Source organism: Megasphaera sp. UPII 135-E (genome assembly GCF_000221545.1).
GTDB classification, from domain to species: Bacteria; Bacillota; Negativicutes; order Veillonellales; family Megasphaeraceae; genus Megasphaera; species Megasphaera hutchinsoni.
Genome location: NZ_AFUG01000032.1, coordinates 1 through 13246, shown reverse-complemented (window position 1 = coordinate 13246; position 13246 = coordinate 1). Strand labels below are relative to the sequence as shown.

The 13246-nt window shown below is 37.2% G+C and carries 11 protein-coding genes, 1 pseudogene and 1 riboswitch; of the genes and pseudogenes, 2 read left to right on the top strand and 10 right to left on the bottom strand.

What is annotated here, in order from left to right:
* Nucleotides 1–12 precede the first annotated feature (12 nt).
* From HMPREF1040_RS04415 to HMPREF1040_RS04365, 10 genes and pseudogenes are all read right to left on the bottom strand, one after another.
* Nucleotides 13–693 carry a TVP38/TMEM64 family protein gene (locus HMPREF1040_RS04415; protein WP_007392762.1) on the bottom strand — a complete coding sequence of 227 codons (681 nt, stop codon included), beginning with the start codon at nt 691–693 and terminating at the stop codon, nt 13–15.
* A gap of 27 nt (nt 694–720) precedes the next feature.
* Nucleotides 721–1581, bottom strand: coding sequence for a DMT family transporter (locus HMPREF1040_RS04410; RefSeq protein WP_036257609.1), 861 nt, complete (start codon nt 1579–1581; stop codon nt 721–723).
* Complete coding sequence (thrC, locus tag HMPREF1040_RS04405) at nt 1574–3088, bottom strand: threonine synthase (protein WP_007392791.1); 1515 nt, start codon at nt 3086–3088, stop codon at nt 1574–1576. The genes HMPREF1040_RS04410 and thrC overlap by 8 nt, the downstream gene beginning before the upstream one ends.
* 129 nt (nt 3089–3217) lie before the next feature.
* The gene (gene priA / locus HMPREF1040_RS04400) at nt 3218–5572 is read right to left on the bottom strand and encodes a primosomal protein N' (RefSeq protein ID WP_007392773.1); all 2355 of its coding nucleotides are present in this window, start codon (nt 5570–5572) and stop codon (nt 3218–3220) included.
* Between the two features lie 106 nt (nt 5573–5678).
* Complete coding sequence (gene metK / locus HMPREF1040_RS04395; protein WP_007392749.1) at nt 5679–6869, bottom strand: methionine adenosyltransferase; 1191 nt, start codon at nt 6867–6869, stop codon at nt 5679–5681.
* Between the two features lie 46 nt (nt 6870–6915).
* Nucleotides 6916–7015, bottom strand: a riboswitch (SAM riboswitch).
* A gap of 74 nt (nt 7016–7089) precedes the next feature.
* A pseudogene (gene coaBC / locus HMPREF1040_RS07835) lies at nt 7090–8300 on the bottom strand (bifunctional phosphopantothenoylcysteine decarboxylase/phosphopantothenate--cysteine ligase CoaBC).
* A 13-nt stretch (nt 8301–8313) separates the two neighbouring features.
* Nucleotides 8314–8523: a DNA-directed RNA polymerase subunit omega gene (rpoZ, locus tag HMPREF1040_RS04380; protein ID WP_007392789.1), complete on the bottom strand. Its 210-nt coding sequence runs from the start codon at nt 8521–8523 to the stop codon at nt 8314–8316.
* A 15-nt stretch (nt 8524–8538) separates the two neighbouring features.
* On the bottom strand, nt 8539–9150 hold the full coding sequence (gmk, locus tag HMPREF1040_RS04375; RefSeq protein ID WP_007392728.1) for a guanylate kinase: 612 nt from the start codon (nt 9148–9150) through the stop codon (nt 8539–8541).
* A gap of 13 nt (nt 9151–9163) precedes the next feature.
* Nucleotides 9164–9427, bottom strand: coding sequence for an extracellular matrix/biofilm regulator RemA (gene remA / locus HMPREF1040_RS04370; RefSeq protein WP_007392795.1), 264 nt, complete (start codon nt 9425–9427; stop codon nt 9164–9166).
* Nucleotides 9428–9437: 10 nt separating this feature from the next.
* A complete protein-coding gene (locus HMPREF1040_RS04365; protein WP_007392798.1) occupies nt 9438–10331 on the bottom strand; it encodes a YicC/YloC family endoribonuclease in 894 nt (297 codons plus the stop codon).
* Nucleotides 10332–10621: 290 nt separating this feature from the next.
* Here HMPREF1040_RS04365 and HMPREF1040_RS04360 point away from each other — a divergent pair, with 290 nt between their 5' ends.
* Both HMPREF1040_RS04360 and HMPREF1040_RS04355 read left to right on the top strand, forming a co-directional pair.
* On the top strand, nt 10622–11767 hold the full coding sequence (locus tag HMPREF1040_RS04360) for a nucleotidyltransferase family protein (protein ID WP_255261332.1): 1146 nt from the start codon (nt 10622–10624) through the stop codon (nt 11765–11767).
* 150 nt (nt 11768–11917) lie between these two features.
* Entirely contained in the window at nt 11918–13180 is a 1263-nt protein-coding gene (locus HMPREF1040_RS04355; protein WP_007392739.1) for a sodium/glutamate symporter, read from the top strand.
* Nucleotides 13181–13246 lie beyond the last annotated feature (66 nt).

Genomic DNA, 13246 nt, shown 5'->3' with positions numbered 1-13246 from the left:
CCTCCTTTACAATTATTTTCTACGTCGAAAATAAATAATAATAGCATAACAAATGGAAATTCCTAATAAGGTAACTACTAAACGACTGCCATGATTACGGAATAAAATAAAATCATGTCCCACGAGCACTTCAAATGCCACCGATGGCAATTTTCCAATCAAACATGCTGCTATATATTCTTTATAGCGCAAACTACTAACTGCACCTAAAGCCGTAACTACTCCATTAGGTGCATAGGGAATTGCTCTTGCTAAAAGCATGTTAGAAAAAGTACTATACTTATCTAATTTAAATAAAAGATGCTTATGTGTTATCCATTGTTTGACAGTACTATGAAATAACGTTCGCATTAAAATAAAACTAATTGTTACTCCTATCGTTTCTGATAGCCAAGAAATCAGCGTACCTCCTACAAGGCCAAAAATCACACCGTTTGCAGCAGAAATAAATATAGATGGCAATACCCCTACCATTGTCACAAAAATAGTAATAAAGCTGCTAATAACAACCGCCCAAACGCCAAAAGAATGTATATACTCTACGGTTCCCTCAATATTCCCCGTAATAGCTAAATGCCATATAGTTTCATAAAAATCAGGAAAATACCAATGAATTCCTATTAATAATAAACCCAGAAGTGCAAATAGACTTAATTTCAAATGTGATTCCCTGAAAAAAGATGTATTCATCATATAGTTATCCGTTTTTTACCCCTTAGTCTATGTTTTTTTTGCTAACCGATCATGTTTTAACTTTGTTAAATACATAGAGCCACCAACAATACATATCCCCCCTAGAATGGTCATGGTTGTCATCACTTCATCAAAAATAGCAAAACCCCAAAAAGCGTTAAAAAATACGGCAATATAAGCCACAAAACTAACTACAACTGGATTCGCACAAGCATATGCATCGGTCATTAACACCTGAGCAATAACCGTAATAACACCTAATCCAATATATAAAAACCATTCCCACGCCGTAGGTACTTGAAAATGTCCTCCCATCAAGATAATTCCTGACAAACAAGCACAAGCAAGAAAATAAAATACAATTTCGTATTGATGATGTTTACCTGATCCGGTTAATTTACTAATAGTTGTATAGGCAGCTGCTGCACAAATAGCTTGAATTAAAACAAAAATAGAATATACATTAAAGGATGAAAAATTCCATGGTCGTACAACCATACATGCCCCTATAACAATTACTACCAATGGAATAAAACTATTTTTCGGCATCATTTCTTTTAAAAAAACAGCTGCAAAAATCATTACAAAAAACGCCGACAATTGCGATAAAATGGAAACATCTGCTAAGGGCATTCCCCCCAATGCAATGAACAGACAAATCATCCCGGAACCACCCATAACACCACGAAAAAGCAAGGTGCCTCTATCTTCTTTAGAAAAGTGAATCCCCTGTGCTTTCATCATTACTAAAATAATAATGGCACTAAATAGTCCTCTGAAAAAAGCAATTTCTCCAGTTCCCATCGTATACGCGAGCTCTTTCACAATAACATTTTGAATGCTAAAGGAAAGCGCCGATAAAATCATATATATAACCCCTTTATTCATGCATATCACTTCGCTTCTTCATAAAATCAGCCGCTTCTAACACAGCTGATTCTAACTGTGATGAACTGACCGCTGACATAAAGCGACGTTTTTTATGGGACAATTCATGAAGTGCCCTAGGAATAGCGATTCCCGTCATATCTTGTAATTGTAATAATGCCGTAAATGGATCAGTGGTATTTGCCAAACCTAATGCTTGATGCACGGTAAGTGGAAATTTGTATGGATGGGCCGTAGCCATTAATACCGTATGTCTTGAAGGTAGCAAATGGTTGCGTTTATGTTTTTGATATACGGCATATCCCACCGCCGTATGCGGATCCAATAAATAACCATCTCGATCATATACGTGACGAATACTTTCTAAAATTATTTCGTCGCTTGCATATCCACCTAGCATTTCCTTTTGAATTTGTTGCAATATTTCCGTAGGCACGGTTGCTTGTTTATTATTCTGTATTTGTTCCTGCCAACGAATCATATGAGTAGTATCTTCTCCCATCACATAATATAAAAATCGTTCTAAATTACTTGAACGAACAATATCCATAGAAGGACTAGTCGTTTTATAGAATGGACGTTTTTCATTATAAATTCCCATCTGAAGAAAATCAGTTAAAATGTGATTTTCATTTGATGCACAAAGAAGGGTGTGAATAGGTATCCCCATGCGTTTTGCCATGTAAGCAGCCAAAATATTGCCAAAATTCCCCGTTGGAACAACAACATTAAATGCTTCTCCCTGGGTTATGCACCCCCGTTCTATTAATTGAGCATACGTCCATACGTAATATACAATTTGCGGCAATAATCGACCTATATTAATGGAATTGGCACTAGAAAAAATATAACCCCGTTGTGCTATTTTTTCCCGTACCTGCGAATCTGTAAATACTTCTTTGACAAATGCTTGTGCCTCATCAAAATTTCCTTGTAATCCCAATACGTGAACATTGTTTCCTGTTTGTGTTTGCATTTGCAACGCCTGCATAGGACTTACACCATCGTGCGGATAGAATACAATAATAGAAATGCCCTCAATATCTTTAAACGCCTCTAATGCTGCTTTTCCTGTATCTCCACTAGTAGCGGTCAAGATTAAAATATCTTTTTTTTCATTAGTTCTTTCTTTAGCAGCTACCAGTAAATGCGGAAATAAAGATAACGCCAAATCCTTAAAAGCCAAGGTGGGACCGTGAAATAATTCGGCCACCGTTAAATCTGTATCTAATGAATGAAACGGCACTACTTCTGCTGCTGCAAATCGGCCATTTCCATATGCTTTATGAATCATAGCACCTAACGTATCTTTATCTATTTCTGAAAAAAAGTAAGACAAGACACAAGTGGCTATCTCTTCATAAGAAAGCCCCTGCCATTCTTTATGGACTAATACTTCCTGAGGAAATGTTTCTGGTACATACAGTCCCCCATCCATAGCTAAACCATGCAATAAGGCCTCCATTGCATTTACCGTTACTGATGAACGTGTACTTTTATATTTCATGAGTAGCCTCCTAGATGTTATAATAATTTATTTTTTATTATAACATAAGAATAGCCTCTTTTAAATGAGGCTATTCTTTTTATTACTCTACACAAGACCTTATTTTCACTATTATATTGTAGCACTATATTAAAGAGGATCTACATCAATCAAAACACCTTGTTGTTGTAAAATGTTTTGTGTTCGTATATAATCCTTTATTTCTTGTAAATCTTTTCCCTTAATTAATAAAATAACTCTATATTTATTTCGTATTTTTTTAATTATATCAACAAAAGGACCAATCAACTCTGTCTCTTTTTGTTGATTCACTATCGGCTGCAATTGCTGCGATAACGCATTTGCTGTTTGCCATACGCGAGACTCCTGCTGATCTTGAACTAAAATTTTGATCATATCATGAAAGGGTGGATATAAAAAAGCTTTTCTATATTCAATTTCTTGCTTATAAAAAGAAAGATAATCTTGTTTCTTTGCATTTTCAATCACATAATGTTCTGGTGCATATGTCTGCATGACGACTATTCCTGGTTTATCTCCTCGGCCAGCCCTTCCTGCTGCTTGAGTTAATAATTGGAACGTCCGTTCTCCTGCCCAATAAGCAGGAACATTTAATAGACTATCTGCCGCCAAAATTCCTACAACAGTTACATTAGGGAAATCATGCCCTTTGGCAACCATTTGTGTACCTAATAAAATATCTGCTTCCCCTCGCCCAAAAGCTGCCAAAATATTTTCTCCTTGGTGCTTGCATACGGTTGTATCTTGATCCAAGCGCATGACACGAGCCGTAGGAAATAACTCATGCAGCTCCATTTCAACTTTCTCTGTACCAGAACCAAAAAATTTAATATATTTACTATTGCATTGAGGGCAGCACTGCGGGATAGGCGACGTGGCTTCACAATAATGGCAACGTAATACTTCATTGTCTTTATGATATACCATCGGCACCTCACACGTTTGGCACATAACGACAAATCCACATTTTCGACACATAACAAAAGTTGAAAATCCTCGTCGATTTAACAAAATAATCGCCTGTTCATGTGCAGCTAATGCCTTTTTTAACTTATCCATGAGGGTATATGAAAGGACACTATAATTTCCCATGTCCAACTCACTGCGCATATCCACTACACATACTGATGGTAAATTTCTTCCTGACACACGTTGCGATAATGATAAAAGAGTATATTTTCCCTGCAAGCTTTGATAATAGTCTGTAATTAACGGCGTGGCACTTCCCAAAACAACAGGACAGCCATAATAGGCAGCACGTTTCTGTGCAACTTTAACCGCATGATACCGTGGGGCTTCATCTTGTTTATAAGACGTATCATGACATTCATCTATAATAACTAATCCTAATTGCTGGACTCCCGTAAAGACCGCCGAGCGAGCACCAATACAAATATGTGCCAAGCCTTCTTTCATTCGCAGCCACGCTTCTTTGCGTTCTCCCTTAGACAATTTGCTATGCATAATGACCACTTCATCACCAAAACGTGCTAAAAAGCGCTGTACCATTTGCCCCGTTAAGGCGATTTCAGGAACTAAGACCAATACTTGCTTTGCTTTAGCCAGTACATCTGCCGTTAATTGAATATATACTTCCGTTTTTCCACTACCCGTTACCCCATGCAATACGTAGGTTTTCCCCTCTATATCTTGGCGTACAGTATGTATTGCCGACACTTGTTCACTTGTTAATTTCCATGGTGAATAAAAAGATGACATCCCCTCAGCTGAATTAGATTTCTTCAACCGTTTACTGATACCAATACACCCAGTTTGAGATAATGCGAATACCAGTTGACGCTGAAATCCATCCTGTGACAATTGTTCTAACGTACATTCTTTATGCTGTTCCATATATGCCAATAAAGCCTTTTGCCTTGGCCGGCGTACTAATATACCTTCATTATCCGCATGTACCCACTGTACTATCGTTTCTTGTTTATCGACAATATTATTTTTAATCGTAGCTCGCACACGAATAATATGTTGGTTAATAAGCCGCTCTATTGTGGGCTTACCAAAAATAGAAATAGCTTTTTCATACGAACACATAGAAGAAGAAATAGACTGCACAATTTTTTGATCATGTACATCAAGGTCTGTTATGCCCGTGTTCACAACAAGATAAGATTGACGAGTGATCCCCTTTTTTTCTACCATAAATAGACGAAAAGCATCAGCCATGGTACATAAATAATACGAATGAATCCAAAGTGCCGTTTGTACCATTTCTTCTTGAAATCCACTTTGCTGTGATAATACTTCTAATATTGCTTTTAAAGAAAAAGAAAAATCACGCTCATTTGCTTCTCTAATGCAAATAACAATACCTTCTTCTTTTCGATATCCAAAAGGAATTAATACACGACTACCAACAGTAATATTCAATCCTTCAGGTATGAGATAGGAAAACGTTTGTTGTAATTGTTTAGCCGTTGTATTAATAATAATATCTGCAATCATATTGTCGCCTCATCTGCACATAAAGATAAGGGCTTGATATACAAGCCCTTATTCATTTTATCATATTCACTTTATATTCTCTAGTATATATCAGCAATGCGTTTAATTATAAACCAGCTTCTTTACGCAACACATCTGCTTTATCCGTACGTTCCCATGGTAAATCTAAATCATTCCGTCCGAAATGTCCATATGCAGCCGTTTGTTTATAAATAGGACGTAATAAATCTAACATTTTAATAATGCCAGCTGGACGCAAATCAAAATGTTTTTCAATTAACTGTACAATTGTTTCGTTATCCACTTTACCTGTACCAAATGTATCTACATGGATGGATACAGGACGTGCAACCCCAATCGCATAAGCCAATTGTATTTCGCATTTATCCGCTAAACCTGCAGCGACAATATTTTTCGCAACATAGCGTGCCGCATATGCAGCGGAGCGGTCTACCTTTGTAGGATCTTTACCAGAGAAGGCACCACCTCCATGCCGTGCCATACCACCATACGTATCTACGATAATTTTACGACCGGTTAAGCCTGAATCTCCTTGTGGACCACCAATAACAAAACGACCCGTAGGATTAATAAAGAGTTTGGTTTTGTCATCAAATAACCCATCCGTTAATTCTGGTTTTAATACATACGCAATTAAATCTTTTTCAATTTGTTCACGTGTTACTTCTGGACTATGTTGTGTCGAAATAACAATCGTATCAATATGTACAGGTTTTCCGTCTTCATATTCTACAGTAACCTGTGTTTTGCCATCAGGACGCAAATATGATAAGGTTTTATTTTTACGAACTGCTGCTAATCGACGAGATAACCGATGTGCTAAAGAAATAGGCAAAGGCATATAATCATCAGTTTCATTTGTAGCATAGCCAAACATCATACCCTGATCGCCTGCACCAATAGCATCAAATTCATCTGTCTTACTTTCTTTATATTCTTTGGCAGCATCAACACCCATTGCAATATCGCCAGATTGTTCATCTAATGAAACAAGAATACCACAAGTATCACAATCAAAACCATATTTTGCCCGTGTATACCCAATATCACGCACAGTATCACGAATAATACGTGGAATATCAACATAACAACTTGTAGAAATTTCTCCTACCACATGAATAAGACCTGTTGTTAACACTGTTTCACATGCTACACGAGCATGTGGATCTTTTTCCAAAATCGCATCTAAAATGCCATCAGAAATTTGATCTGCCATTTTATCAGGATGGCCTTCCGTTACAGATTCAGAAGTAAAAAATTCACGATTTTTAGCCATTTTATTCCTCCTAAAAAAAATTCCCCTCTGGTAAGAGGGGGAACAATACCCATCTTCCAGTAGTATAACTGTTGGAATTAGCACCTTTCTATCGAAGGTTGCTGCGGCATCACAGGGCCAATCCCTCCGCCGACTCTTGATGGAACTATATTTCATTATACAAATTAAGTATATACTATGCCTATAAATAATGCAATAGTAAGTTTAATTTTTCTTTACCCTAAGCGTGCCGTTTTTCCCAAATAGAAATAGCTCGTTCCATAATAATCGTCGCTAATTCAAATTTATCCATTTTAGGCAACGCTTCTTGTGTACCATCAGCAAATAACAAGGTAGCAATATTCGTTTCGCCACGAAAACCGGCACCTTCCACACTGACATCATTAGCAACTAACATGTCTAAATTTTTTTTCTGTAATTTTGCCATTCCATATTCTACAATATTAGTCGTTTCTGCGGCAAAGCCCACCAAGATTTGCTGGTGCTTACGCTCACCTAAAGAATGCAAAATATCTGGATTTTTTTCTAATTTTAATTCTAACCGATCGTCTGTTTTTTTTATTTTATTTTTTGCCGGACAAGAAACACGATAATCAGCTACAGCTGCTGCTTTAATAACCATATCACAGTCATCATATAATTGGTCAACAGCGTCCTTCATTTCGCGTGTCGTTGTCACGTCAATACGTTTAGAAACCCCACGCGGTGTTTCTAAATTCGTTGCTCCCGTTATTAAGATGACTTCCGCACCTGTAAGTGCTGCCGCTTTGGCAATAGCAAATCCCATGCGACCGCTGGAATGATTACCTAAAAACCGCACGGGATCCAACGGTTCTCTAGTTCCCCCTGCTGTAACAATAACTTTTTTCCCGTAAAACGAGTCGTGCGACTAAGCTGAAATTCAATTTCTTTAATGATATCAACTGGTTCAGGCATTCTCCCCTTACCTTCAATACCACATGCTAAGTAACCACTATCTGGCTCCATGCTGAGATATCCATACTGAGATAGACGCTGTAAATTAGCTTGCACAATTTCATTAGCATACATATTACTATTCATTGCCGGTACCAATAATATGGGAGCTTGCGTAGCCATAATAACCGTACTCACTAAATCGTCAGCAATACCGTTTGCAATTTTACCAATAATATTTGCCGTAGCTGGCGCTACCACCACTATATCAGCCCACCGTGCTAACGAAATATGTTCCACATTAAATTCAGGCGTTTCGCCAAACAACGAAGTAGCGACAGGATTGCCGGAAATTTCTCGCAACGTTAATGGTGTAATAAATTCCGTTGCATGTGCGGTCATAATACATTTTACCTCTGCACCTTGCTTACGCAACAAACTAGTAATACTCGCTGCTTTAAATGCAGCAATTCCACCAGTAACGGCTAACACAACATGTTTATTTTCTAAAAGCATGATTGCCTCCTGATTATTTGATACTATTTTTGGGCGATTCAAACGTTATTTTACCTTCTTTGATTTCTTCCATCGCCAGGGAAACAACCTTATTCGTCGGTACATCCACTAACGGGGTGTCCCCACTAGTAATTTCCCGTGCACGCTTAGCGGCTAAGGTTACCAATGTATATTTACTATCTACTTTTTTGATTAAATCTTCTAAACTTGGCTTAATTAACATATTATCTCCTCCGTTTTAATAGGCATTTAAAATTTTTTCTCTTTTTTCTTGCAATCGTATTACCTTACATTGCTCGGCCTGAACAATAGCAATTGCTTCTTTGATAGCCTGAGATAAATCATTATTGATAATAAGATAATCATATTTAGAAATCCACTGCAATTCTTCTTTCGTTTTATGAAGCCTCTTACAAATAACTTCTTCTGTATCTGTATGGCGCTCACGCAAACGTTTTGCTAATATATCAAGGCTAGGTGGTACGATATAAATACAAACGCAATTTGGATATTGTGCACGAACCTGCATCGCACCTTGAATATCTATTTCCAATAACACATGTTTTCCCTGTGCTAATAGTCCATATACATGTTCTTTAGGCGTACCATAATAATGATCATATACCTTGGCATATTCTAAAAAAGCTTGCTTCTTTAATAATGTTTCAAATTCACTAGCCGAAGTAAAATAATAATCGACACCATCTTTTTCTCCTACCCGTGGTTGACGTGTTGTCATAGAAATCGAATAATTTACATTAGGAAAATTTTTACGTAATGCTTCACAAATCGTTCCTTTACCTGCACCAGATGGTCCTGAAAATACGATCAGCAATCCCGTATCTGCCATATCTTTCATCTCCTTATTCTACTGTATCTTCTGGCTCCACTGTAACAAGTCGATGCGAAATCGTTTCTGCTTGTAATGCCGACAAAATAATTTGTCCATTATCCATAATTAGTAATGCTCTCGTTTTACGACCAAACGTAGCATCAATTAATCGATTTCCTTCACGTGCTTCTTGAATCATCCGCTTAATTGGTGCTGATTCAGGACTAATAATGGCAACAACCTTATTTCCCATGACCATATTGCCAAACCCAATATTTAATAAATTAAAACTCATACGCTCACCATCACTCAATATTTTGTATTTGTTCTCGTATCTTTTCAATTTCATTTTTTAACAACATGACCCAAGCTGTTACGTCTATATCAGTTGTTTTAGAACCCAACGTATTGACTTCCCGATTCATTTCTTGTAACAAAAAATCTACCTGTCGGCCAATTGGTTTTTGTAAAGTCATGAGCTTTGTTAATTGTACCACATGGCTGCGAAAGCGTACAACTTCTTCTGTAAAATCAACCTTATCTGCATGAATCGCAACTTCTTGTAAAATACGATTTTCATCCATAGCATACTCTTTATTAGCAAAAATAGCTGCAATTTTTTCCATAAGTCGCAATTTATATGATTTTATAATATGCTCTTTCCGTGCGGTGATATCATCAATTACCTGTACTAATCGTTCACATCGTTTTTGAAGGTCTTCTTTTAAATGTGCCCCTTCTCTAAGACGCATGTCTAATACACCTTGTATAGCATCTTGCAACGCATCTGACAAAATGGAAGAAAATAATTGTTCTTCTTCCTGTGACCATACACGAGGTGCAATTGTAACCCATTCTGTTGATAATTGCATCACATCTTGCAACCGAATTGGTTCTTGTTCAAACCCCACTGATTGAGCCTTTTCTAACCCTTCTTTATAGGCTTGCAATAATCCCTTATGTACAATAACTTGTGGATTTTCCTGTTCGCCTTCTCGAATAGTGACATATACATCCACTTTTCCTCGAGAAATATGCTCTTTTAATTGTTTCCGAATTTGTTCTTCCCAAACCAAATATCGATGAGGTAAGCGTATATTAAATTCTAAAAAACGCTGATTAATCGTTCGTATTTCTATTTCTACTGCACACTGCTCCGTCGTCGCTACACCCCTACCATATCCTGTCATACTTTGCATGTAAAAACCGCCTTTTAAAATAAATTATATAAATATATATTATTGTATCACATTTACAACATTTGAAAATCTGCAATCTAATATTTTTTCCTATACCTACAATAACCTCTTCTATTAGATAAGTTATAACAATATACCAATTGGCAGTATTCCCATTCAATAGTATACTAATAGTATTATATGTAGCATAAATGTTATATGTAGCATAAATGATATCAAATAGAGGCAACTTATGAAACCAATTGCTATTATTGCTGAATTTAATCCTTTTCATCAAGGACACGATTTTTTTGCTAACCACTCTTCGTTCGCATGTTACTACAACTACACCACTTATCATTATATTAAGTGGTTCCTTTGTACAACGCGGAGAACCAGCATTATTTACCAAGTGGCGTCGTGCAGCTTGGGCAATTCAATCTGGTGCAGATGTAGTACTAGAATTACCCACTGTATATGCCCTCTCAGCCGCACCAGCATTTGCAGCAGGTGCAGTTCGTTTAGCCGCACGGATAGGCTGTCAACAACTTGCCTTTGGCTCCGAAATAGGCACTGCTCACGACTTTTATGAGATATACCAAAAACGCAAAAAAATAGAACAAGTCCCTTTTTCTCCAGGAAACTATACATATGGACAATATATAACCAATCAACTTCGCCCTTTGCTAACGCCAACCCAACAAAAAATGCTCGGTTCTCCTAATGCGTTACTTGGAATCGAATACGAAGCAGCTCGTTCTACATATGCTTCAAAAATGGAATTGTATCCTATTTTGCGTAGTAATCGGCACGATAGCATGACCATAGAAAAGGGATTTGCTTCAGGGTCCTTATTACGTAAAGCCTTTCAAAAAAATGATACCGCATTCCTTCACGCATATCTTCCCCCAATAGTAAAAAATGACCTCAATGATATCCGCTCCCAAGGCGAATATACAGATTATACGCGCTACGGCGATTTTATTCTTTATGCACTCCGACAACAATCACTTGATACATTACGAACATTACCCGCTTTTTCTGAAGGACTGGAACAACGTTTTTTACATATTGTATCTCACAGTAGCACCTGGCACGATGCCTTATGTAAATTAAAAACAAGACGCTATTCTTATCGTCGCTTATGTCGCATGGGATCTTATATCGTCTTACATCCAGCAGCCAGCCTATTTCAGCAAGCTTACAAAGAAGGGCCCCCCTATGCTCGTATCCTCGGTCTATCTCCCGTAGGACGAAAATTTATCAAGCAATCTTCAGCTGTGATCCCTTATGTATCCAAAATTCCACCATTTTTAAAACAGGCCTCATTATATGCCAAAGAAATGATGTCCTTGGATATGCAAGCCACCGATTTACAACATTTATCATTCGTAGGTTCTCCTTTTCATACAGGAAATATCGATTTTTATCATCCCCCTTATATTCTACCAGATTAATATCACTATCAAGATGCTGAAATGCTATACCATAACGCTTTTTAAAAATGAATAAGGTATATTGTTTAAACTATTTATTTATGTTATACTTATTATCAATCAACGCGTATAAAGCATAATCACTAAGTGAGTTAAAAGAGGTGTCTTAATATGACTATAACGCTAAATATGTTTCAATCTTTAGCGGCGATAATTGCAGTGTTTTATGTCGGCGTCTTTTTTTGTTCTCATATTTCCATATTGCGCCAATATTGTATACCTGCTCCCGTAGTAGGTGGTTTACTATTTGCAATAGTACATTGCATCTTATATACACAAGGAATCGTCCAAATTAGCTTAAATGCAGATATGCAAAACCTTTGTATGATGTTATTTTTTACCAGCGTCGGCTATACGGCTAGTATCACTTTAATAAAAAGAGGGGGCTTATTAGTAATAAAAATGGCCGTTGTCACCGTTCTCATTATTTTGCTACAAAACATAATTAGTTTAGCTATTGTTCATGCCTTTCATATTAATCCCCTTCTAGGCTTGGCAACAGGGTCTATTCCACTCATCGGTGGACATGCTACAGCGGCGGCTTTTGGTCCCCTGTTAGAAGACCTAGGCCTTGCTAATGGTACTACCATTTCTATTGCTGCAGCTACATTCGGATTAGTAGCTGGAGGTATTATCGGTGGTCCCGTAGGAGAAACACTAGTAAAACGCTTTTATCTACACAGTTTTGCCGCCGAAGAACGTTTAGATCCAGAATTAATGCGTCCCGAACGAGAACAATTAGAGGCTATTGCTTGTCAACAAGACGATCCTACCGAAATTTTAAGTCATGCCTGCCGCTGTGGTCAATCGATTAATAATCAGTGTTTTATGAATGGTATGGCTCATTTATGCTTGGCCATGGGATTAGGCACGCTGATCAGCAAATTTTTTGTTATAGTCGGACTTATTTTTCCTGCATATATCGGTTCTATGTTAATGGCTGCAATTATCCGTAACCTATCTGATATAACCCATATTTTTCCTACTTATCAACGGGAAAGTGAAGTTTTAGGAAATATAGGATTAACCATTTTTCTAACCTGTGTACTCATGGGATTAAAGTTGTGGCAGTTAGCTTCTTTAGCTGTACCAATGTTTGTTCTATTAGGCGTACAAATTTGTTTCATAGGTATATTTGCATATATCTGTGTATTTCGCTTTATGGGTAAAAATTATGAAGCAGCAGTTATGTCTTCTGGTGTTTGTGGCTTTGGTTTAGGTGCAACGCCAAACGCCATTGCCAATATGACTGCAATGACCACTTTATTCGGACCTGCCCCTGCCGCTTTTTTTGTCATTCCGTTAATTGGTTCCTTAATTATAGATCCCGTAAATGCTTCTATTCTAATGTTTTTTATTAATTTATTCCGCTAATGCCTAACTAGTATTAGCAAAACCTATTTACTTAACCATAAAATGATGTAAAAAAAGCTATGAGCA